A 22,467-nucleotide genomic window follows, 5' to 3' on the forward strand; every position below is an offset into this window, starting at 1 on the left:
AGAAATTAGGCTATTTAAGTCCTGTCGAATACAGACAACAACAATTACTTTTAAGTGCCTAAACATGTCGTAAATCACCTAACCTCAATGGTTTCACAAACCATCCAGACTTATCAAGAGCCGCTTCGCTCTTTCTCTTGACAAGCCTGGATGTCTGATGAGATGTTTTGGTTAGGTCAATTAGCAGCTCCTCTGTTCTTGCGAAATTGGTCACCTTGAAGCAACTTAAGTTTTATATCTTTATTGAATCTTTCAGAAACACAAAAAAGAGCTACCCATTATTGGGGTAACTCTTCATAAAATCTAGTCTAACTTTTTGGGGTCACTATATATGCTTAGCCGTTCAAAGCCTTTTTGTTATCCATGAAATCCATTCCAGTAAGCTAAAAACTCTTCTTCTTCTGGGGTAGATTCGCGGTTTAAGATATCATTTCGATAAGGGTAGCGACCAAATTCGTCGATCAATTCTTTATGTTTTAATTCAAAGGAGACAATTTGATCGTTTGTATACTTTTTGAATAAATCTAAAGCGTGGGTGTGAATCGCTGCTGACTCGGAGTGCATCCAAGGCATGAGAGCGAATTGTTTTTGTCGTTCGTCAAATTGTTGAAACTCGTCTAAAGCAATCAGTTCTTGAGATAAAACGAGAGCCATTTGATCTTGAGTAAAAGAACGCGCGTCGTCTCGCCAAAGATTGCGAGAAAATTGATCTAAGACGATAATTTCTGCCAGACGACCTAAAGCAGTATTTCGCCAAGAAAATAGAGAGCCTTGACTAGCAGCTTGCCATAAATCAAAGAAACGCTCGTAAATTTCTTGATCGAAGTGAGGGTCGACTTGAAATAGTTTTTCTTCATTTTCTTGAGCGAACCAAAAATCTAATACATCTTGAGCTTGAGGGTGAATTGTCATACTAGACCTCTCCTTTTTAATATAATATAGCACGTTTTAAGAATTGATCAAAATAAATCAGACTTTAGACTAATGTGTTTAGTCGGTCAAAGGGTTAGAATAAGAGTTAGATGGGGATTGTGCTATAATTAAAGTACGATTTAAAACGCAAAGAAGGAGAATGATTATGTATCCAATGTATTATTCAATAGACTCTACTTATTTATTAGTCCTTATTGGGATGGCGATTGCCATGTGGGCCCAATTTAAAGTTACAAGTACGTTTAATCGTTATAAGGATGTACCGACTGAGCGGGGATTAACGGGTCACCAAGCTGCCCAAGCCATTTTAGAAGCTAACCATATATATGATGTCACAGTAGAACATGTACCGGGGCATTTAACGGACCACTATGATCCGACAAATAAAGTGTTACGTTTATCTGATGCGACCGACCGATCGACCTCTATTTCTGCTGTGGCAGTGGCAGCTCACGAGTGCGGTCACGCCGTACAACATGCTAAAGGTTATGCACCGCTTAAATTAAGAAGTGCCTTAGTGCCGGTCACTCGTTTTGGCTCTGCGATTGCGATGCCATTAATTTTAGTGGGATTACTTTTAAACTTTGCCGGACTAATTAAAATAGGAATTATTGCCTTTTCTGCTGTTTTAGTTTTCCAATTAGTAACATTACCTGTTGAATTTGATGCGAGTCGTCGAGCGATTGCGGTACTAGGTCAAACAGGATTATTGTTACCTGCTGAAATCGGTCCAGCTAAAAAAGTATTAGGCGCAGCTGCTTTAACTTATGTGGCTGCTGCAATTAGTAGTGGACTTCAATTACTACGCTTTATTATGCTAACTAATCGACGTCGTTAAAGACTAAAAAGGAGTGTGTTTGAATGAGCATTTGGAACAAATTAATTTCAAAACGAGTGGATAAAGGATTAGCCGACGATCTACTCAAAAAGACTCAACAAGAAGTCGATAAAATGCCACCGACAAACATTATCGTTGCTGGTAAAACAGGAAGTGGAAAAAGTACCTTAATCAACGCACTCTTTCGTGAAAAAATTGCCGAAACAGGCGTAGGTGCTCCAGTCACTCAGCATATTGAAAAAATTACTAAAAAGGGTATGCCGATCACTTTATACGATACAAAAGGATTAGAGCTCACTTCTAAAGCGCAACACGAAGTGTTAACAAGCATTTCGGATTTAATTAAGGATAATAAAGGAACAAAAGATGCGATCCATTTAGTTTATTATACTCTGAATGCGAATATGCGTCGTATTGAGCCTTATGAAGAAGAACTTATTAGCGCGATCGCTAAACAAGTGCCAGTTATTTTAGTATTAACACAAGCCATCGGGCAAGAGTATTATCATTTTGAAGAATATTTACAAAAGCAAAACCTTCCGATTAAAGCCATTGTTCCGGTTTTAGCTAAACCTTATGTTTTAAGTGAAGAAAATGTCATTCCAGCCTTTGGCTTGCAAGGTTTAATTGATATTACGATGGCAGTTTTACCTCAAGAAGCTCATGCGTCTTTTATCAACGCCCAACAAGTCGATTTAGAAAGAAAAGTAACAAGCGCAAGAAGTTGGGCTAAAAAGTATATCACCACAGCCTTTGGTGTTGGGTTTACTCCCATTCCTGTAGCTGATGCAGCAGTGCTTGTTCCAATGCAAATCGGAATGCTTGCTCATATTACATCGATCTTTGGACTAGGCTTGGATAAAGCACAAATCGTCAGCCTCTTAGCAGGGATTGGTGGAACGAGTGGGGCAACAATGTTAGGTAAATATATTGTTTCTTCCGCTTTTAAATTCTTTCCTGGAATTGGTTCAGTAGCAGGCGGGGCCATTAGTGGCATTACTGCAGGATCGTTAACGATTGCGTTAGCTTACAGTTATATCGAAGTGTTAAAACAACTAGCACGTGCCGAGATGATGGGGCGCAATATTCCTTTAGCGGAACTTCAAACATTAATGAACAAGAACTTTTCTGATCAATTAAAAGAAGTAAATAAATTTTTACCAGAAAAAGTAAAAAAAGAAGTTTTGCCTGAATGGCTAAATAGTTTTTTAAAGTAAGGAAGAAAGAATGAAGAAAAGATGGATCATTAGTTTTTTAACAGCATTCATTACATTTCCTATTATGTTCCCTACGAAAAAAGCGTCAGGAAAGAAAAAGATGCTACAGAGATGATGAAAGTCATCTCTTTTTTATTGATTAAAATTATATATTGATTAAAAAGTTAAAAAATGATATGATAATATCAATAATATGAAAGAGTGATAAGAAATGAGTATAATTAAGAAGAGAAATATCATCATATGTTTACTAGCGTTACTAATTTTACCTATTTTCTTTTCAGGATCAGTAGTTTACGCTGAAGAAAAGGTATTAAATCTAGCGACCGCTTCTGAACCACCTACAGTTGACCCAGCACTAGCGACAGATACTACTTCTGGTTCTGTCATTGATAATGTGTTTGAGACGTTAACAAAAGTGAATAAAGAGGGAGAAATTATTCCTGGAGCAGCTGCGTCTTGGGAAGTTTCTGAAGATGGGACAACGTATACATTCCATTTACAACCAGAAGGAAAGTGGTCCAATGGTGAACCAGTTACTGCCAAAGATTTTGAATATTCTTGGAAACGATTACTCAATCCAGATACAGGTTCTCAGCGAGGAAACTTGTATTATGTCATTAAAGGAGCTAAGGCTTACCATGAAGAAGATGGTTCTCTAGAAGAAGTTGGCATTAAAGCGGTGGATGATCATACTTTAGAAATCACTTTAGTAGCACCGGCAGCTTACTTTTTAGAACAAGTAAGTCACTACGCTTTTGCGCCAGTCTATCAATCAGCCGTCGAAGGAAACGATGCTTGGGCTGCAGAAGCGGGAGAGGACTTCGTGACTAATGGTCCTTTTGTTTTAAGCGAATGGAACCACCAAGCAGATTATACATTAACTCCTAACGAACATTATTGGGACCGAGACAAAGTGAAGTTAGACAAAGTCAATGTGCAAATTGTTGAATCTGAAACAACAGCTAACACAGCATTCCAAGCAGGCGATTTTGATTATATAGGCGCTCCTTATTCGACAGTAGCAACGGATTTTATTCAACTATATAAGAACCAAGATCAGTTAAATGTTGAACCTATCTCAAGTATTTATTGGTATAAAGTTAATACGACAGATCCCATTATGCAAAATGTTAATATTCGTAAAGCTCTAGCTAGTGCAATTGACCGCAAGCAACTAGTCGAACAAGTCACTAAAGGAGAGCAAGAACCGGCGACGGGGATCGTTCCATCCACAGTGAAAGGATTTGAAGAACCAAGAGATTACTTCAAAGACAATGATCCAGAAGCGGCTAAAGAGTTTTTACAAAAAGGGTTAGAAGAATTAGACATGAAGTCGCCAGAAGAGTTGACAATTGCTTTATCCATTAATACAAGTGAAGATCATTCGGCGATTGCTCAGTTTATTCAACAAGAATGGACTGATGTATTAGGTGTGAATGTCACGATCGATAACTCAGAATGGCAAGTTTATTTAGATAAAGTAAATATATTAGACTACCAAGTAGCACGTCTAGGTTGGGCAGGAGATTATAATGATGCCTTTAACTTTTTAGATATGTATCGTACAAAAGACACACCAAATAACCAAACAGGTTGGGGTAATGATGAATTTACTCGTCTCATGGAAGAAGCTTCTGCTGAATTGGATGAAGATAAGAGAACTCAACTTCTTCTAGATGCTGAAGCTGTGATGATGAACGACATGCCTGTTATTCCGATTTACTACTACACACATTTATCGGTTCAACAACCTCGTGTTAAAAATATCGGACCCGATAAAGTTGGACGAATTAACTTAAAAGAAGTAACCGTTGAAGATTAATGGAGGCATAAATGAAAGACGAATCCATTCAATTAGTGAAAGAACTGTCCCAGTTGCCAGGGATTGCTGGCGATGAAGGACAAGTTCATCATTATATAAAAGAGATTTTAGAAGAATATAGCGATGAAGTAGTTATTTCAGGGTTAGGATCAGCATTTGGTGTAAAATATGCAAAAGATAAAAAAGCACCTCGCGTAATGATTGCTGGTCATATGGATGAAATAGGCTTTATGATCAAAGAAATTCGCGATAACGGAACCTTTTACGCCGTTCCGATCGGTGGATGGAATCCTTATTCAGTTTCGTCTCAGCGCTACACTTTAGTCAGCCATAAAGGAGACTTTCCTTGTGTTTCATCGTCTATTCCGCCCCATTTAATGAGTGAGCAAGGCACTTTTAATGTCGAAAACTTAATTTTTGATGCGGGATTTGAATCAAAGGACGAAGCTTGGGCTTACGGTGTAAGGCCCGGAGATTCGATTGTTCCTGACAGTTCATTCATAAAGGCAGCAAATAAAAAAGCGTTGATCTCCAAAGCGTTTGATAACCGCGTCGGGTGTGCATTAGCTTTAGACACATTAAAGCAAGTAGCAGATGAAGCCCTAGACGTTACACTCATTGCCGGTGCTTCTACGCAAGAAGAAGTCGGAACAAGAGGAATTATCGGTTCGATTAATCAGTTAAAACCTGATTTATTTATCGCCTTAGAATGTTCCCCGGTAAATGACTTTATCAATGAGGAGGGTCAAGGGCAACAAGGTGGAGGTTTTTTACTGCGAGTTCATGATCCTGGAATGATTTCTCATAAGAAATTACGTCAATTTATTTTTCAGCTAGCTGAAGAAAAAGAAGTACCTCATCAATACTTCTTCGCGACAGGCGGAACAGATGCTAGACAAGCTCAATTACTTCAAGAAGGTATTCCAAGTACCTGTCTAGCTGTTCCAGGTCGCTATATTCATAGCCACCAATCGTTAATTAGAACAAGGGATTATCAGTCGGTGTTAGATATTCTTGTTCACATAGTAAAAGAGCTGAATAAGGAACGTGTAGAAGAAATAAAAACGATGTAATATAAATCTCTCAGTCCAAAGGACTGGGAGATTTTTAATTTAAATTTTATTTTTTGATTAATAAAATAAATATTTTCTTCAATGAATGTACAATTCACTACTTTTGTCACTCTCATTCGTATGACATTTCTATTAGATTAGTCTAAGAAACCATCCCTTATTTAATTTAGTTATTGACAACAAAAGTTTAAAGTTGTAGAATCCACAACTAGAGTCAGTTTAGAATGATTGTTGATTACATTTGAAAAGAAACTTATAAGAAGGAGCTTACATGATGAAGAAATTATTTCGAGTAGCGCTAGCCTTAGTTTTAACAGTAAGTGTACTAGCAAGTTTAATCCAACCAGAAGTTAAGGCAGAAAGCAAAATGCAAGTGACGACTACTTTTTATCCTGTATACTTTTTAGCTTCTGAAATTGCGGGTGATCATGCGGAAGTTAATATGTTAATTCAAGGTGGACAAGACGCCCATGACTATGAAGCAAGTGCTAAAGACGTAGCTATGATTCAAAATTCAGATTTATTTATTTATCAAGACGATGAAATGGAGCACTTTGTCCCAGCTGTCCTGAACTCTTTAGATAGCGACCACGTTAAAGTAATTAAAGCAACTGAAGGCTTAGAGTTATTACGTGGTGACGATCATGATCATGATCATGACCATGAAGACGACCATGATCACCATCACGAATATGATCCCCACACATGGTTAGATCCTATCTTTTACTCCCAACAAGCTGAAAATGTGGCTAACGCTTTAAGTAAAGCTGATCCAGACAATGAAACTGAGTATATGGCTCGCAAAGAAGAATTGGTTAAACGCTTAGAAGAATTACATCAAAAGTTTGAAAGTGAATTAGAACGCCGTCAAGATCGTACTTTTGTTGTCCAACACGCAGCTTTTGGTTATTTAGCCCACGCTTATAACTTAGAACAAGAAGCTATTACAGGTATTTTTACTACACAAGAACCAAGTGCTGCATCGATTGCGAAAGTCCAAGATTTTGTGAAAGAACATAATATTAAAACAATCTATGTTGAGCCGACGTTAAATGACGCTACTGCTAAAACTGTCGCAGATGCAACCGGCGCACAGTTACTTCCTTTAAGAACCCTTGAATCTTTATCAAAAGAAGATGAAGAAGCAGGAAAAGACTATTTTGATCTAATGGAAGAAAATTTACAATCATTAATGAATAATTAAAATTATACGTTAAGCGAGCAAGTTGCTATAATAGAAGTAACTTGTTCGTTTTATTTATATGCAAAGGAGGATATTATGGCATTGATTGAAGTACAAGATTTGTCCTTTTATTATGATGAAGAAAAAGTTCTTAATGATGTAAATTTCCAGCTAGATGCCGGTGAGTTTGTTATTTTAACCGGAGAAAACGGAGCAGCCAAGTCGACTTTAATAAAAAGCGTGCTGGGTTTATTAAAACCAGCCACGGGAAAAGTTCATATTGCAAAAACCAACAAAGACGGCGAAAAACTAACGATTGGCTATGTTCCTCAAAACGTTGCCTCATTTAATGCAGGTTTTCCAAGTACTGTCCAGCGACTAGTAGAAAGCGGACGATATCCTAAAGGGCGTTGGTTTAAACCACTAACAGCGATTGACTATGAACACGTAGACCGAGCTCTTAAATCAGTCGGGATGGAAAAACAACGTCACAAACGAGTGGGAGATTTATCAGGAGGGCAAAAACAACGTATTAGTCTGGCCCGTGTTTTTGCGATGGATCCAGATATTTTAATTTTAGATGAACCAACAACAGGAATGGATATCCAATCTCGCAAAAATTTTTATAAATTATTAAATCATAGCGCTAAACATCACGGCAAAGCCATTTTAATGATCACTCATGCTGATGATGAAATTGAAGGGCTGTATGACCGTGAGATTCGCTTAATTAGACAGGAGGGCACACCATGGAGATGTTTCAGTATGACTTCATTCAACGAGCCTTCATCGCCGGAACAGCCGTCGCACTAATTACGCCGATTTTAGGTTTACTACTTATTTTAAGGCGCCAATCTTTACTATCAGACACCTTATCTCATATTTCTTTAGCAGGAGTAGCGTTAGGTTTACTACTTCAATGGAACCCTACTTACACGACTCTTTTAGTAGTTGTGGTTGCATCTGTATTGATTGAGTATTTAAGGACGGTTTACCAACATTACTCTGAAGTGTCCATTGCGATGATGATGGCGGGAGGAATGGCAGTAGCTTTAGTGTTAATGAACTTGAGTCGGAACGCTTCAGCTATAAAAATTGATCAGTTTTTATTTGGTTCGATTGTTTTAATCTCTTCTCATGAAGTAAAACTATTAATCACTTTGGCTGTAGCCGTTGTTTTACTTTATGTTATTTTCAGAAAACCTCTTTATGTGATGAGTTTTGATGAAGCGACTGCTCATACAGCCGGACTTCCTATTAAATTAATGTCGATCTTATTTTCTGTAATAACGGGAGTGGCGATTAGCATTATGATGCCGATCGTCGGTGCTTTATTAGTATCAGCTCTCATCGTTATACCAGCAGCTACTGCAATAAAAGTTTCAAAGAACTTCACCCAAGCAATTATTATTGGTATTATAATCAATGTTATTGGAATTTATACAGGACTGACTGCCTCTTATCATTGGGATACTCCTCCCGGAGCTTCAATCACTTTAGGCTTTTTAATTTTATTTTTATTGGTTACATTTTACGACACCATGTCTAAACGAATGAAACGAGAAAAGTATAAAGAAACTCCTGAAGTGCATAAGCCTTTAGATCATAAAATGTATAAATGAAAATAGTTAAAAAGATATTGGAAAAAATTATAAAAACTGTATAATTAATTCAAACAATTATCAGGAGGTAGAATGTAAGTGAAAGATGGAAGGACAAATTCCACAAATTTAAAAGCGAGTATTCAAAAGTTAGGGAGCAACTTAAGTGGAATGGTGATGCCAAACATCGGAGCATTTATTGCGTGGGGCGTTATTACGGCTCTATTTATTCCTGATGGATGGTTACCTAACGAAGAATTCGCATCAATGGTTGACCCAATGATTACTTATTTACTGCCATTATTGATTGGTTATACAGGTGGTAATGTTGTTTATGGCCAACGCGGGGCTGTTGTCGGTGCGATTGCGACAATGGGAGCCATTGTCGGAACAGATGTACCGATGTTTATTGGTGGTATGATCATGGGGCCACTTGGTGGATGGGTTATTAAGAAATTTGATGAACTCTTCCAAGATAAAGTGCGCTCTGGATTAGAAATGTTAGTTAATAACTTTTCTAGTGGTCTATTAGGGTTTGCATTATCTTTAATTGCATTTAAAGTGGTCGGGCCTGTGGTAGCTGGATTGACAGGTGCCATGGCAACTGGAGTGGAAGCGATTGTGCGTGCTCATTTATTACCGTTAGCAAACGTTTTAATTGAGCCAGCAAAAGTATTGTTCTTAAACAACGCCCTCAACCACGGTATTTTCACTCCGTTAGGGGCGGATCAAGTTGATTCTTTGGGTAAATCTGTTTTATTCCTATTAGAAGCTAACCCTGGACCAGGTTTAGGAGTTTTGTTAGCTTTTCTATTCTTTGGAAAAGGATCAGCCAAAGCATCGTCAGCAGGTGCTGCGTTTATTCATTTCATTGGAGGTATCCATGAGATTTACTTCCCATACGTAATGATGAAACCATTAATGTTCTTAGCAGTCATTGCTGGTGGGGTGTCCGGAACACTGATGTTCCAAATGTTAGGTGCTGGGTTACGTGGACCAGCCTCTCCAGGATCGATTATTGCGATTTTAGGTATGACTCCACGGGGTGGCTATGTACCTGTTTTAGCAGGGGTTATTGTTAGTACCATTGTATCCTTTGTTATTGGAGCTCTTATCTTAAGAATGGATCGTTCTGATGAAGATAACTTTGAAGAACAAGTAGCAGCGACAAAATCTGCAAAACAAGCATCTAAAGGGCAAAGTGTAGCTCCTTCAATTGAACGGGTTATTTTCGTCTACGGTAACAATAAAGGGTCAACTGGTATGGGTGCATCTACTTTAAGAAACAAATTTAAACGTCAAGATGTCAGCATTCCAGTGGTATATGAATCAGTTAAAACAGTTTCAGCTAATCCAACGGATCTATACATTATTCATGATGAAACTTTTGAAAATGTATCAAACTTACCAAAAGAGCAAGTGATCAGTGTGGCGTCATTCTTAGACGAAGATCAATATGACCGCGTTATTGAGCGTTTAGAAGGGGTATCTGAAACGACAGGTGCCGCAGCTGATTCATCCATCGAAGTGGCTTCAGGTGACTTCAGCGGCGTAGAGCGTATTATTTTCGCATGTGATGCTGGAATGGGATCTAGTGCGATGGGAGCATCTTTATTACGTAAGAAAGTTAAAGAAGCTGGCTTAGATTTACCAGTGACAAACTCAGCAATCAATAATTTAACTGATGACGCAAGCACACTCGTCATTACACAAGAAGAATTAACACAACGTGCTAAACAAAAAGCACCTTCTTCAACTCACGTATCAGTCGAAAACTTCTTAGAAAACTCTCAATACGATCGTTTAATTGAGCAGTTAAAAGCCTAGTTAAACTGTAAAAGAAAGGAGATATTCATGAAGTTACAACCTGAATTAATTTTATTAGACCAAACCTTTGACAACAAATGGGATGCGATTCGTACAGCAGGTCAACTACTTGTTGACGCAGGATCAGTAGATGAGGATTATTTAGATAGTATGGCAGACCGTGAAGTTGTCTTAACCACTCATATGGGTAACTTTATTGCGATTCCTCACGGAACAGATGAAGGGAAAGAGCACGTCAAGAAAACAGCAATTTCTGTGGTTCAAATTCCTTTTGGCGTCGATTTTAACGAAAACCCAGATGAAGAAGAGCAAATGGCAATGGTGGTCTTTGGTCTTGCAGGCGTTGGTGACGAACACTTAGACGTTTTATCTAAAATTGCGGTGTTTTGTTCTGACGTAGACAACGTCGCTTTACTAGCAAACGCAACAGACAAACAAGAGATTATTAGACTTCTTGAGGAGGTAGAATCATAATGAAAGCAGTCCATTTTGGGGCAGGAAATATTGGACGTGGATTTATCGGTGAAGTGTTAGCAGATAACGGATTCCAAGTGACTTTTGTTGACGTTAACGAAGAAGTGATCGACGAATTAAATCGTCGTCATGCTTATAAGATTGGCTTTGCCGATGGAAGCGGAAAAGAAAAAGAAATCCAAAATGTTTCAGGAATTAATAGCCGTGAAGATATGGATGCAGTTGTCCACGCGGTAGCTGAAGCAGATATTGTAACGACCGCTTTAGGTCCTAACGTTTTACCATTTATTGCCGAATCGATCGCTAAAGGTTTACAAGAGCGCAAACAAAAAGGTGTTCAACAACCTTTAGATGTGATTGCTTGTGAGAATATGATTGGTGGCTCAAGCTTTCTTAAAGAGAAAGTATTGAAATACTTACCAGAAGAAGATAAAGACTATGTTGCGGAGTACGTTGGCTTTCCTAATGCTGCCGTTGACCGTATTGTTCCTCAACAACAACATGAAGACCCATTATATGTTATGGTAGAACCATTTAAAGAGTGGGTCATCGAGCGTAAAGACTTAAAAGCAACGAACATCGACTTAGAAGGCGTTAAATATGTTGAAGATTTAACACCGTTTATCGAACGTAAGTTATTTACAGTCAATACAGGTCACGCTACAACAGCTTACACAGGAAGTCATTATGGTCATAAGACTGTTGATGAGGCGTTAGAAGATGAGCGCGTATTAGACCAAGTTAAACGTGTATTAGCTGAAACAGGTAGTCTACTTAAAGCAAAATGGGACTTTGATACTCAAGAGTTAGAAGACTACGCTAATAAAACTGTTGAGCGTTTCCAAAACCCTCATATTTCAGATGATTTAGCTCGTGTTGCTCGTACACCAATTCGTAAATTAGGTTACGAAGAACGTTTCATTCGTCCAATTCGCGAATTAAAAGAGGCTGGCTTATCTTACGGTGCTTTATTAGATACCGTGGGCTTAATCTTTAACTACGAAGATCCAGCGGATGAACAAAGTGTTCAACTTCAAGAAATGAGAAAATCAAGCGACTTACACGATGTGGTAACTGAAGTTACTGGATTAAATGATGAAGAATTAATTTCTGAAATCATTTCTAAAGTCGACTAAGTCATTAAGCTCTATCAATGCTAAATATTGGTAGAGCTTTTTTGCGTTGAAAATAAAGAATTGTCTAGCTATACAATAGAGTTAGAGTTCTATATAATAAAAGTGATTAATCTATCAAAAAAGGAGCTATTGCATGAAAAAGCGATCTGCAATTATTTTAGCTGCCGGTAAAGGCACTCGAATGAAATCACAATTATATAAAGTCCTTCATTCTATTGCTGGACTTTCCATGGTAGAGCATGTGTTTCGCGCAGTAAAAGGTAGTGGCGTTTCTAAAGTCGTTACTGTTACTGGACACGGAGCCCAAGCAGTCAAAGAAGTTTTAGGACAACGTAGCGAGTATGTTTATCAAGAAGAACAATTAGGAACCGGGCACGCGGTTAGACAAGCCGAAGAAGCTTTAAAAGATGAAGAAGGTCATACCCTTGTTATTTGTGGAGATACCCCTCTTTTAACAGAACAAACGTTAGAAGAATTATTCAATTACCACGAAGCGACGAATGCTAAAGCGACTATCTTAACTGCCGTCGTAGATAATCCAACGAACTATGGTCGTGTGGTACGTAACGACAAAGATGAAGTGGCTTATATTGTTGAAGAAAAGGATGCCTCTGCTGAAGAAAAAGCAGTTCAAGAAATTAATACAGGAACTTATGTTTTTGATAATAAAACACTTTTTGAAGCGTTAAGTCAAATTACTAATGACAATGCGCAAGGTGAGTATTACTTAACCGATGTCATTGAAATTATTACTAATCAAAAGGAAATAGTCGGCGGGTACGTTTTACCAAATGAAGAGGAAGCTTTAGGGGTCAACGACCGAGTGGCTCTTTCTAAAGCAACCAAACTCATGCAACAACGCATTAACGAAACTCACATGTTAAATGGAGTAACGATGATCGATCCAGACAGTATTTATATTGGAGCGGATGTAACGATTGAACCCGACGTTACTTTAGAACCGGGCGTCATTTTAAAAGGTGAAACGACCATTCAAACGGGAAGTATTATCGGCTCTCATAGCGAAATTATCGATAGCACCATTAAATCGAATACTTATATTCGTCAATCAGTGATCAATCAATCCATTGTGGATGAAAGGGTCACCATTGGTCCTTTTGCTCATTTAAGACCGGATACTCATTTAAAAGCCGATGTGCATGTTGGTAACTTTGTTGAAGTTAAAAATAGTGTCGTAGGCGAAAAGACGCGAATTGGTCACTTATCTTATATTGGAGACGTAGATATGGGGTCAGACGTTAACGTAGGCGCAGGAACAGTATTTGTTAACTATGACGGGAAGCGTAAGTTTAGAAGTATTGTAGGAAATCGCTCATTTATTGGTTGCGATTCCCAAATTATCTCACCTGTTACGATCGAAGACGAAACAGTGATTGGTGCAGGAACGACAGTAACGAAAGATGTACCTACAAAATCTTTAGCGATTTCTAGAATAAACCAAAAAAACATTGAAAATTATTGGGAAAAATTTAATAATAAGTAGAGAAGGTAATCAACAAAAAGATGGAGGAACATAAATTGACAGAATTATGTGAGACGGAACATAAATTACGTTTATTTTCTTTAAACTCAAACAAACCGTTAGCGGAAAAAGTAGCAAGTGAGTTAGGTTTAGAATTAGGCAGTTTAAAAATTGCCCATTTTTCGGATGGAGAAATTATTGTCAATATTGAAGAAAGTATTCGTGGGGACCATGTATATGTGCTTCAATCAACATCTTACCCAGTAAGTGACAACTTAATGGAGTTATTAATTATGATTGATGCATTACGTCGCGCAAGTGCTAAGACAGTTAACGTGGTCATGCCATATTATGGCTACGCAAGACAAGACCGTAAAGCACGTCCTCGTGAGCCTATTACTGCTAAATTAGTAGCTAATATGTTACAAGGCGCTGGAGCGGACCGCGTCTTAGCGTTAGACTTACACGCACCACAAATTCAAGGGTTCTTTGATATTCCAGTGGACCACTTAATGGGAGCGCCTTTACTAGCAAACTACTTTATCGAAAATAATTTATATGGAGAAGACGTCGTTGTTGTCTCGCCAGACCACGGTGGCGTAACGCGTGCGCGTTCATTAGCAGAGTTTTTAAAAGCACCGATTGCGATTATCGACAAACGCCGTCCAAAAGCTAACGTAGCCGAAGTGATGAGCATTGTTGGTGAAGTTGAAGGTAAGATTTGTATTATGATTGACGATATGATCGATACAGCAGGAACCATTGTTCAAGGAGCTCAAGCGTTAAAAGACCGCGGAGCTAAAGAAGTATATGCTTGTTGTACTCACGCTATTTTCTCTGGGCCGGCTAAAGACCGCTTAGAAAATTCAGCGATTAAAAAGGTCATCGTCACAGACTCTATTCAATTATCCGAAGATAGAATTCCAAATAATATGGAATCCGTCTCTATTTCAAAACTATTAGCAGAAGCGATTAGCCGTATTTATTCTGATCGTGCTGTCAGTCCATTATTCGTCGAAAAATTTGATGTTGAATAATCCATTGAACCCACTAAATCATTTGGTTTGGTGGGTTTTTTTCTTCAAAAAATGAAGATGAATTGGCTAAGGTTTTGTGATAAGATGAGAGAAGCTTTCAATATATTTGAACAGAAAGGAAGAATCCAATGAATCATCGTTCAGAATGGAATGGTGCTCTTCGAGTCGCAGTAACCCTTGTTGCTATTATGGTTACTTTAGTTTGTATTTACTTATCGTTTTACTTAAAATTTGCAGGCGCAATTCCTCAACGTAATTTAGCAGCCTTTACTCATAGTTGGCCATGGATTGTGGTCGGCTTTATTGTCATTAATATGTTGTTTGGCACTTATGTGTTTTACAACAAAACATTAATGGATTTATTTTATTTATCTTTACTCAGTCAATTAGCGTTAAACGTCTACATTATGGCGCTGACCTTTGCTGGCCGTTGGCTGTCTTTTCCCCGTTCAGTATTATTTATTAATTTACTAATCGGAACAATTGGCTTATTTGCTTGGAATGGCTTTGTTTATTGGGCCTATCACAAAATAAGCGGCAAGAAAAAAGTGATGGTTGTTGGTGAAGAGTCTAGAGTCCTTGAAGCGGTTAAAAACTTTGAGTTAATGAACAACCGTCGCCATGAAGTCAGTCACGTAGTGCTTTCTAATTATTACTACAATGTGCGCGATCTATCTGACGAAGTTGATATTGTCTACTTAGCAGGGAATGTCGAAGAAAGCGAACGCATTCGTATTTACGATTACTTAATGAAATTAAATAAGAAGTTATTCATTAGTACGACCTTTGAGAATTTAATGATGGTTAACCCTAACATTATGAACTTTGAAGATGAGAGTATCATTGAAGTCTCTCCCTTTAAAATACCCCCTGAACAAGGATTATTAAAACGTCTAATGGACATCATCGTCTCATTAATTTTAATCGTGATTACGTCACCTATTATGCTAGTGACGGCCATTGCGATTCGTTTAGATTCACCTGGGCCGGCTTTATATAAACAAGAGCGCGTCACAAAAAACCATCGCACCTTTAATATTTTAAAGTTTCGTTCAATGGTCCAAACCGCTGAATTAGAATCCGGACCCGTTTTAGCAAAAAGTAATGACGCAAGAGTAACTAAAGTGGGGAAATTTATTCGCAGTACACGAATTGATGAGCTCCCACAATTAATTAACGTCTTAAAAGGCGACATGTCTTTAGTAGGACCACGTCCGGAAAGACCGCACTTTGTGGAGCAGTTTGAAGAGTTAAACCCTTATTACCGCTTAAGACATCATGTAAGAGCAGGTATTACAGGCTACGCCCAAGTGTATGGTAAATATACAACAGACTTTAACAGTAAGTTAAACTTTGATTTGTTGTACATTAAGGACTATTCTTTAGCCTTTGATTTCCGTTTACTTTTCCAAACTATCAAAATTTTATTCGATAAAGTTAGCGCTCGCGGTCTTGATAGTGATCAGCTGCCGATTTTAGACTGGCAAGACTTTTCAGACCACATTAAAATCATTCGCTAACGATTTAAAGCTTGAGGCTCATGGAGGTCTCAAGCTTTTTTTTAATGGGTTATGGATGAAAGAGCTTAAGGATGCGTGTTATAATAAAGAAAGAAGAAAAGGAGAAGGTGATAATATGAAACGATTCAAACAATTAATGTCGTCACTTTTAGCTTTATGGATGGTGTGCTCTATGTTGCTGCCGGCTGGGTTGGCCCAAGAAGCAACTGAAGTGACAGAATTGTGGCATGAGATTCAAGAAGCGAATAAAGCCATTTATTCAATGCGGATTGATGGGAACCTTCATATGGAAGCAACTCCCGTTGAAGGAGAGAAGATGTTAACCGACGCTCAGTGGAGCGGTGAGTATAATTTAGATCCATTTATTGGTCAAATGAATACTCAGTTTAAACTCGCTGGCGAAGAGTTAGACCTTGAAAAAGATGTTAACGCAGTGTTAAGTCAAGGAATTCTTTACTATCAAATCGATGGTCAACAATGGGCTGCGATGGATGTGACTAGTTACGCCAACGCTATTGGAGAACAAATTATGTATGCTCAAGGTCAAATGGATACGAGCCAAGAGCTAGAAGATACGTTCTTAAAGTATATGAATTATGAAGAAACAGACACTGAACATCTCTTTACTTTAAAAGAAAATATTGATGGTGGGCAACTTTATGATGAATTAGACCAAGCAGGCTTTTTCGAAGAAGTAAGAAAAGCTGCGCTAGAACAAGCAGAACAACAAGCTGAGGTAGAAGGTTTAGAACAACCCACTCCGCAAGAAATGCAAGAAGTGATTGATCAGCTCTATAGCCGTGAGCACTTTATTAAGTTCTTCCAGTCTAATCCAACGTATTTAATCGCTTACGATAAAGAAATGAAACAGTTAACCCGTCTGGAAATCGATATGACGCTAATGGTTGATGATTTCGTAGAAGAACCAAACGAAGCATCTGAAATCTCGCAAGAAGATAAACTTCATAGTGTCCGTATTATAATGAATTTAACGTTCTCTCATCACGGAGAAACCTTTGATATTACCGTTCCAACGGGTGTTGAAATTGCTCCTGAACCGGTTATAGAGGAAGAAGTTGCTGAACCTGTTGAACCGACAGAAGTCGAAGAAGAAGAAGCTTTACAAGAAGATGCCGATGAGCCAATAGAAGAGCCAATGGAAGAAGTAGAAGAAGAAGCAACTGAATAAAAGAAAGAAGGCACCGATCTTTGAAGAAGGCGGTGCTTTTTTAGTTTCAACTTTTTTTGAGTATGATACAATAATAACAATATATCATAAGAGAGGTTGTTTGCGATGTATAACTTTCCTGACGATAGTTTAGTGTTACACACTGACTTATATCAAATTAATATGCTTCAAACTTATTGGAAACAAGGAATTGACCAAAAAACAGCAGTCTTTGAAGGATACTTTCGTGAAAATCCTTTCAGCAATGGATTTGCGGTTTTTGCCGGCTTAGAACATATTGTTCAATACTTAAACCAATTGCACTTTACTGAAAGTGATATTGATTATTTAAGAAGTATTGGCTATGAAGAAGATTTCTTAGATTATTTAAAAGATTTTAAGTTCACTTGTAATGTTCGTATGATGCAAGAAGGGGAGTTATGCTTTGCAAACGAGCCACTCATTCAAGTTGAAGGCCCGTTAGGACAATGCCAACTCATCGAAACAGCTATTTTGAATATTATTAACTTCCAAACACTTATCGCAACAAAAGCTGCGAGAATGCGTAGTGTAGTAGGTGAAGGAGACCGTCTATCTGAATTTGGTTCTCGCCGTGCTCAAGAAATGGATGCGGCGATTTGGGGAACCCGAGCTGCTTATATCGGCGGATTTGACTCCACAAGTAACGTGCGTGCCGGGAAGTTATTTGGTATTCCTGTTTCAGGAACCCATGCTCACTCTTTAGTTCAAGCTTACCGCGATGAATATGAAGCCTTTATGGCCTATGCTAATACCCACAAAAACGTGACCTTTTTAGTGGATACTTATGACACATTACACTCAGGTGTTCCTACAGCGATTCGTGTCGCCAAAGAACTAGGGGATAAAATTAATTTCCAAGCCGTCCGAATCGACTCAGGAGACATGGCTTACCAATCGAAAAAAATTCGTAAACTTCTAGATGAAGCCGGCTTTGAAGAGGTCCGAATTGTTGCTTCAAACGATTTAGACGAGAAAACGATTTTAAACTTACGTATGCAAGGCGCTAAAATTAACGACTGGGGCGTCGGAACAAAAATTATTACCGCTTTTGATCAGCCGGCTTTAGGAGCAGTTTATAAATTAGTAAGTATTGAAGATGAAGACGGTGTCATGCAACCGACAATGAAAGTATCAAGTAACGTTGCGAAAATGTCCACCCCAGGGGTTAAGCAAGTGTGGCGTATCACAAGTAATAAAGACGGAAAATCAGAAGGCGATTACGTCAGCTTTATTGAAGAACGTCCCGATCAATTAGACGAATTATTCATGTTCCACCCGGTCCATACGTACATTAACAAAACAGTCAAAGACTTTACTGCTCGACCATTATTAATCGATATTTATAAAGAAGGTCAACAAGTCTACGACTTACCAAAACTAAAAGACATTAAAGACTATGCGACTCACGGGATTGATAATTTATGGGATGAATACAAACGTATTTTAAACCCTCAAAAATATCCAGTGGACTTATCCCAAAAATTATACGATGCCAAAATGGAAAGTATTAGCGATATTCGTCAATATGTTCAAGAAATTATTGAAGACAATCAAAAGGATGATGCTTAATGCGCCCGATGCAACGAGAAATTATTGAGCAACTAAAAGTTGAAGCTGAAATTAGCCCCCAGTATGAAGTGGAGCGAACGGTTCAGTTTTTAAAGGATTATTTAATTGCTCATCCCTTTTTAAAAACTTACGTCTTAGGAATTAGTGGGGGACAAGATTCCACGTTAGTAGGGAAGTTAGCGCAATTAGCCGTAGAGTCATTACGAGCAGAAACTAAAAACGACGACTATCAATTTATTGCGGTACGTTTACCTTATGCCACTCAAATGGATGAAGACGATGCTCAAAAAGCGTTAGACTTTATCCAACCTGACAAAGTGATGACAGTCAATGTTCAATCAGCGACTGATGCTCTAGTTGAAACCATTGAAAAAGAAGGCCTTGCTATTGGGGACTTTAATAAAGGCAATATTAAAGCGCGCCAACGCATGGTCGCTCAATATGCGATTGCTGGCCAACTTCAAGGAGCGGTATTAGGTTCTGATCACGCGGCGGAAAGTGTGACCGGGTTTTTCACGAAATTCGGTGACGGGGCAGCAGACTTAATGCCTTTATGGCGCTTAACGAAAGAACAAGGTCGCCAAATGTTACGTTATTTAAACGCTCCAGCGGAACTCTATGAGAAAGTTCCCGTGGCAGACTTAGAAGATGATCGCCCGATGCAACCTGACGAAGAAGCTCTTGGTGTAACTTATGAAGCGATTGATCGATACTTAACCGGACAAGAAGTATCAAACCAAGATGCTGAAAGAATTGAAGCTCTCTATCAAGGTTCCCGCCATAAACGTCACTTGCCGATTACGATCTTTGATGATTTCTGGCGTTCTAACGGATGAAGGATTATTTACAACAAGGCGGATGGGTCTATTTAACAACAGGCCTACTATCCGCTTTTTTAACTTATGGATTGATTTACTGGTCTAAGAAACGTCAAATTTACGATTTAGATCCCCATGGTATTAAGTCTCAAAATAACGTAGCGACCTTTGGAGGAGTGGCTTTATTTATTAGCTTTTGGGCAGGCGTTTATTTATTAAAGATTCCTTTTTCACCTTTTACAAAAACGTTGGCGATGAGTAGTTTAATTGTATTGGTGACAGGTATCATTGATGACTATCACCCTTTATCACCCGTTCAAAAGTCGATAGGTATTTTAATAGCGAGCCATCTTTTGTATGCTCAAACAGATATTCAAATCGCTCCGTATTATTTACTGTCTACGTTATCACCAGGAGTAAAACAAAGCCTCATCTATTTAGCGACCATCGGATGGTTTTACTTTTTAACGAATAGTGTTAATTTACTCGACGGATTAGACGGTGTCGCTTCTAGCGTTTCGGCGACGAGTTTAATCATGCTGGCGTTAATTAGTTTAAATTTTAGCTTAACGGTTCAAAAGAGCTTAATCCAAATGATGCTCCTTCTTGTATGTGCAATCATCGGTTTTTTGTTTTTTAACTGGCCACCGGCTAAAATTTATTTAGGTGACACCGGCTCTTTATTTATCGGCTTTATGTGTGCTGTCTTTTCTGTTTCTGGTTTAAAAAATGCGAGTTTTTATACACTGTTAATGCCTTTACTTGTCTACTTAATTCCGGTTTTTGATGCGTTTTATGCCCTCGTTCGTCGGTTATTCAGTGGGCACTCGATTTCTAAAGGAGACCAGGAACATTTACATCACCGCATGCTTCACTCAGGTTGGCATGTTCAACAAATTATTTTTGGTCTGGTGAGCTTAACTATCGTCAGTGGTCTATTAGCTTCGTTAACTTACACTTATTATCAGTACCGTCACAGTATATTGTTGGTAGTTGTGTTACTTATTTTAAGTTTAATTGGGTGGATGAAGTATTTGAAAAAAGATAACAAATAACCCTCAACGGTCGATAGAAGATCGTTGAGGGTTCGTTTATTTCTTAATGGTGTAAGGTAAGTCAACGGATTGTTCGCCGACTTCTTTCCATTCCATTTGGGCGTTAAATAAATTGGTTAACTGATCTTTTAGTTCATCCACTTGGTCTAAGTGAATTGCTAATGTGAATGTCACTTTATCTGTATATTGTGTATCCATTACAGTGACTGGTAGATCCGTTTGACTCATAAAGTAATTAAACGGATCCACTTGGGAGTAGTCAATGACTAAATCAATAATAGCCTGGTCTAAGTTTTGAATGACTTGAGCTTTATCTAAAGCAATGCTGACCCCTTCAGAGTAAGCTCTAATTAATCCGCCCGCACCTAGTTTGACCCCGCCAAAATAACGAACGACAGCGGCTAGGACGTAAGTTAAATTATTTTGTTTTAACACTTCTAACATAGGAAGTCCTGCCGTTCCAGAAGGTTCACCATCATCGTTGCCTTTTTGAATGGATGAATCATCTTCTAAAATATAAGCGGTACAGACGTGGGTCGCTTTATAGTGCTCTTTGTTGAGTTGTTGAATAATGTCTTGAGCTTCTTCGACGGTGCGAACAGGGTATAAATATCCGATAAAGCGAGATTTTTTCTCGATAAATTCATCTTGAACAGGGGATTGAATACTTAAATAGTTCATAAAATAGACTCCTTTTCGTAAAATTGACCATTATCTCTATTTTACCATAACCGGGTTTGATATAATCAAGAGTGACAACTAAAATAATGACAGAAAGAAGTAGATAGAATGAAATTAGCAGTGATTGTCGACAGCACTGCCTATTTATTAGATGAATTCGCTGAAAACCCTGATGTATATCAAGTGGATTTAGCGGTGCAATTTAATGATGGCAGTGTTCAAATCGATACATCAAATAAACAAGAAGTTCAATTCTTTCACGACAAGCTCCAACAATCAGATCATTTACCTACGACGTCTCAGCCGCCTTTAGGGATGTATTATGAATTGATGGGTCAATTGATCGAAACAGGTTACACCCACGCTTTATTTATTGTCCTATCTTCACAGATTAGTGGCACTTACCAAACGGCTCATATGGTTGCTGAAGAATATAGCGACCGCTTAACGACTTACGTGGTAGATAGTAAATCAGCCTCTGTTGTAACAGAATATTTAGCGCGTGCTACTTTTATTTTTAAAGATGAAGGACAAAGTTTTGATGAAATAGTCAAAAACTTAGAATGGTTAGTCGGCGAGCGTCAAATTTATTTAATGGTGGACGACTTAAACAACTTAGTTAAAGGTGGACGTCTCAAGCAGTCTGAAGCGTTATTAGGTGGCTTGTTGCGTATTCGTCCTTTATTATACTTTGATGAAGCGGGAGAAATTAAACTGTTCGAAAAGATTCGCTCTGATAAGCGTGTCTACAAACGTTGGTTGCAACTCATTGACGAAGCGATTGAAAAATATCCTCAAGGAATCCATATCGCTTTAGCTCACGGGGATGATTATGAAGGGATTGAAGAGGTGCGCCAATTAATTAGCGAGCACTACCCGGACCATTATATTCGTGTTGCCTTATTAGGTCCAGTCGTCGGAACTCATACGGGCCGCAAATCAAAAGGTATGGGAATTTTTCCTAATTTAGAACGAAAAGAGGGATAA

General features: G+C 38.3%; 20 protein-coding genes. 18 read left to right on the forward strand and 2 right to left on the reverse strand.

The annotated features are described in order from the left end of the window. Window positions 1-357 precede the first annotated feature (357 nt). Window positions 358-912: a DUF924 family protein gene (locus BLR79_RS04285; protein ID WP_092085208.1), complete on the reverse strand. Its 555-nt coding sequence runs from the start codon at window positions 910-912 to the stop codon at window positions 358-360. Between the two features lie 166 nt (window positions 913-1,078). Here BLR79_RS04285 and BLR79_RS04290 point away from each other — a divergent pair, with 166 nt between their 5' ends. The 17 genes from BLR79_RS04290 to BLR79_RS04370 all read left to right on the forward strand — a co-directional run bounded on the left by BLR79_RS04290 (window position 1,079) and on the right by BLR79_RS04370 (window position 20,799). Continuing rightward, complete coding sequence (locus BLR79_RS04290; protein WP_092085210.1) at window positions 1,079-1,771, forward strand: zinc metallopeptidase; 693 nt, start codon at window positions 1,079-1,081, stop codon at window positions 1,769-1,771. A 23-nt stretch (window positions 1,772-1,794) separates the two neighbouring features. After that, the gene (locus tag BLR79_RS04295) at window positions 1,795-2,988 is read left to right on the forward strand and encodes a YcjF family protein (RefSeq protein WP_092085212.1); all 1,194 of its coding nucleotides are present in this window, start codon (window positions 1,795-1,797) and stop codon (window positions 2,986-2,988) included. 211 nt (window positions 2,989-3,199) lie between these two features. Next, window positions 3,200-4,813: a peptide ABC transporter substrate-binding protein gene (locus BLR79_RS04300; RefSeq protein WP_092085214.1), complete on the forward strand. Its 1,614-nt coding sequence runs from the start codon at window positions 3,200-3,202 to the stop codon at window positions 4,811-4,813. An 11-nt stretch (window positions 4,814-4,824) separates the two neighbouring features. Continuing rightward, entirely contained in the window at window positions 4,825-5,886 is a 1,062-nt protein-coding gene (locus BLR79_RS04305; RefSeq protein WP_092085216.1) for a M28 family peptidase, read from the forward strand. 274 nt (window positions 5,887-6,160) lie between these two features. Continuing rightward, window positions 6,161-7,090 (forward strand): metal ABC transporter solute-binding protein, Zn/Mn family, encoded by a 930-nt coding sequence (locus BLR79_RS04310; protein WP_159427592.1) that lies wholly within the window; start codon window positions 6,161-6,163, stop codon window positions 7,088-7,090. Window positions 7,091-7,165: 75 nt separating this feature from the next. After that, entirely contained in the window at window positions 7,166-7,882 is a 717-nt protein-coding gene (locus BLR79_RS04315; RefSeq protein ID WP_092085220.1) for a metal ABC transporter ATP-binding protein, read from the forward strand. Next, window positions 7,819-8,691, forward strand: a complete 873-nt coding sequence (locus BLR79_RS04320) for a metal ABC transporter permease (RefSeq protein WP_092085222.1) — start codon at window positions 7,819-7,821, stop codon at window positions 8,689-8,691. Before BLR79_RS04315 ends, BLR79_RS04320 begins: the two co-directional genes overlap by 64 nt. Before the next feature lie 78 nt (window positions 8,692-8,769). Continuing rightward, window positions 8,770-10,497 (forward strand): PTS mannitol transporter subunit IIBC, encoded by a 1,728-nt coding sequence (locus tag BLR79_RS04325; RefSeq protein WP_234970811.1) that lies wholly within the window; start codon window positions 8,770-8,772, stop codon window positions 10,495-10,497. A gap of 27 nt (window positions 10,498-10,524) precedes the next feature. Further along, window positions 10,525-10,971 carry a PTS mannitol transporter subunit IIA gene (locus BLR79_RS04330; RefSeq protein WP_092085224.1) on the forward strand — a complete coding sequence of 149 codons (447 nt, stop codon included), beginning with the start codon at window positions 10,525-10,527 and terminating at the stop codon, window positions 10,969-10,971. Then, window positions 10,971-12,107 (forward strand): mannitol-1-phosphate 5-dehydrogenase, encoded by a 1,137-nt coding sequence (locus BLR79_RS04335; protein WP_200778861.1) that lies wholly within the window; start codon window positions 10,971-10,973, stop codon window positions 12,105-12,107. Before BLR79_RS04330 ends, BLR79_RS04335 begins: the two co-directional genes overlap by 1 nt. Window positions 12,108-12,240: 133 nt before the next feature. Continuing rightward, entirely contained in the window at window positions 12,241-13,611 is a 1,371-nt protein-coding gene (gene glmU, locus BLR79_RS04340) for a bifunctional UDP-N-acetylglucosamine diphosphorylase/glucosamine-1-phosphate N-acetyltransferase GlmU (RefSeq protein WP_092085228.1), read from the forward strand. A 35-nt stretch (window positions 13,612-13,646) separates the two neighbouring features. Next, entirely contained in the window at window positions 13,647-14,627 is a 981-nt protein-coding gene (locus tag BLR79_RS04345; RefSeq protein WP_234970812.1) for a ribose-phosphate diphosphokinase, read from the forward strand. 128 nt (window positions 14,628-14,755) lie between these two features. Then, window positions 14,756-16,147: a sugar transferase gene (locus BLR79_RS04350; protein ID WP_092085232.1), complete on the forward strand. Its 1,392-nt coding sequence runs from the start codon at window positions 14,756-14,758 to the stop codon at window positions 16,145-16,147. A 115-nt stretch (window positions 16,148-16,262) separates the two neighbouring features. Beyond that, the gene (locus tag BLR79_RS04355; RefSeq protein ID WP_143338776.1) at window positions 16,263-17,336 is read left to right on the forward strand and encodes a hypothetical protein; all 1,074 of its coding nucleotides are present in this window, start codon (window positions 16,263-16,265) and stop codon (window positions 17,334-17,336) included. A 105-nt stretch (window positions 17,337-17,441) separates the two neighbouring features. Continuing rightward, window positions 17,442-18,926 (forward strand): nicotinate phosphoribosyltransferase, encoded by a 1,485-nt coding sequence (locus tag BLR79_RS04360; RefSeq protein WP_092085236.1) that lies wholly within the window; start codon window positions 17,442-17,444, stop codon window positions 18,924-18,926. Next, window positions 18,926-19,762, forward strand: a complete 837-nt coding sequence (nadE, locus tag BLR79_RS04365) for an ammonia-dependent NAD(+) synthetase (protein ID WP_092085238.1) — start codon at window positions 18,926-18,928, stop codon at window positions 19,760-19,762. Before BLR79_RS04360 ends, nadE begins: the two co-directional genes overlap by 1 nt. Then, the gene (locus BLR79_RS04370) at window positions 19,759-20,799 is read left to right on the forward strand and encodes a glycosyltransferase family 4 protein (RefSeq protein ID WP_092085240.1); all 1,041 of its coding nucleotides are present in this window, start codon (window positions 19,759-19,761) and stop codon (window positions 20,797-20,799) included. Before nadE ends, BLR79_RS04370 begins: the two co-directional genes overlap by 4 nt. 36 nt (window positions 20,800-20,835) lie before the next feature. Here the strand turns inward: BLR79_RS04370 and BLR79_RS04375 are convergent, their stop codons facing one another. Continuing rightward, the gene (locus BLR79_RS04375) at window positions 20,836-21,480 is read right to left on the reverse strand and encodes a YigZ family protein (RefSeq protein WP_092085242.1); all 645 of its coding nucleotides are present in this window, start codon (window positions 21,478-21,480) and stop codon (window positions 20,836-20,838) included. 108 nt (window positions 21,481-21,588) lie between these two features. Between BLR79_RS04375 and BLR79_RS04380 the strand changes: the two genes are divergently transcribed. After that, the gene (locus BLR79_RS04380) at window positions 21,589-22,467 is read left to right on the forward strand and encodes a DegV family protein (protein ID WP_092085243.1); all 879 of its coding nucleotides are present in this window, start codon (window positions 21,589-21,591) and stop codon (window positions 22,465-22,467) included.

Origin of the sequence: Dolosicoccus paucivorans (genome assembly GCF_900100125.1) — a bacterium.
GTDB lineage: Bacteria > Bacillota > Bacilli > Lactobacillales > Aerococcaceae > Dolosicoccus > Dolosicoccus paucivorans.

Coding starts and splice junctions, on each gene's coding strand:
- BLR79_RS04335 (WP_200778861.1), top strand. CDS start 10,971: ATGAAAGCAGTCCATTTTGGGGCAGGAAATATTGGACGTGGATTTATC.
- BLR79_RS04360 (WP_092085236.1), top strand. CDS start 17,442: ATGTATAACTTTCCTGACGATAGTTTAGTGTTACACACTGACTTATAT.
- BLR79_RS04320 (WP_092085222.1), top strand. CDS start 7,819: ATGGAGATGTTTCAGTATGACTTCATTCAACGAGCCTTCATCGCCGGA.
- BLR79_RS04380 (WP_092085243.1), top strand. CDS start 21,589: ATGAAATTAGCAGTGATTGTCGACAGCACTGCCTATTTATTAGATGAA.
- BLR79_RS04330 (WP_092085224.1), top strand. CDS start 10,525: ATGAAGTTACAACCTGAATTAATTTTATTAGACCAAACCTTTGACAAC.
- BLR79_RS04350 (WP_092085232.1), top strand. CDS start 14,756: ATGAATCATCGTTCAGAATGGAATGGTGCTCTTCGAGTCGCAGTAACC.
- BLR79_RS04370 (WP_092085240.1), top strand. CDS start 19,759: ATGAAGGATTATTTACAACAAGGCGGATGGGTCTATTTAACAACAGGC.
- BLR79_RS04300 (WP_092085214.1), top strand. CDS start 3,200: ATGAGTATAATTAAGAAGAGAAATATCATCATATGTTTACTAGCGTTA.
- nadE (WP_092085238.1), top strand. CDS start 18,926: ATGCGCCCGATGCAACGAGAAATTATTGAGCAACTAAAAGTTGAAGCT.
- BLR79_RS04355 (WP_143338776.1), top strand. CDS start 16,263: ATGAAACGATTCAAACAATTAATGTCGTCACTTTTAGCTTTATGGATG.
- BLR79_RS04285 (WP_092085208.1), bottom strand. CDS start 912: ATGACAATTCACCCTCAAGCTCAAGATGTATTAGATTTTTGGTTCGCT.
- glmU (WP_092085228.1), top strand. CDS start 12,241: ATGAAAAAGCGATCTGCAATTATTTTAGCTGCCGGTAAAGGCACTCGA.
- BLR79_RS04305 (WP_092085216.1), top strand. CDS start 4,825: ATGAAAGACGAATCCATTCAATTAGTGAAAGAACTGTCCCAGTTGCCA.
- BLR79_RS04295 (WP_092085212.1), top strand. CDS start 1,795: ATGAGCATTTGGAACAAATTAATTTCAAAACGAGTGGATAAAGGATTA.
- BLR79_RS04310 (WP_159427592.1), top strand. CDS start 6,161: ATGAAGAAATTATTTCGAGTAGCGCTAGCCTTAGTTTTAACAGTAAGT.
- BLR79_RS04290 (WP_092085210.1), top strand. CDS start 1,079: ATGTATCCAATGTATTATTCAATAGACTCTACTTATTTATTAGTCCTT.
- BLR79_RS04375 (WP_092085242.1), bottom strand. CDS start 21,480: ATGAACTATTTAAGTATTCAATCCCCTGTTCAAGATGAATTTATCGAG.
- BLR79_RS04315 (WP_092085220.1), top strand. CDS start 7,166: ATGGCATTGATTGAAGTACAAGATTTGTCCTTTTATTATGATGAAGAA.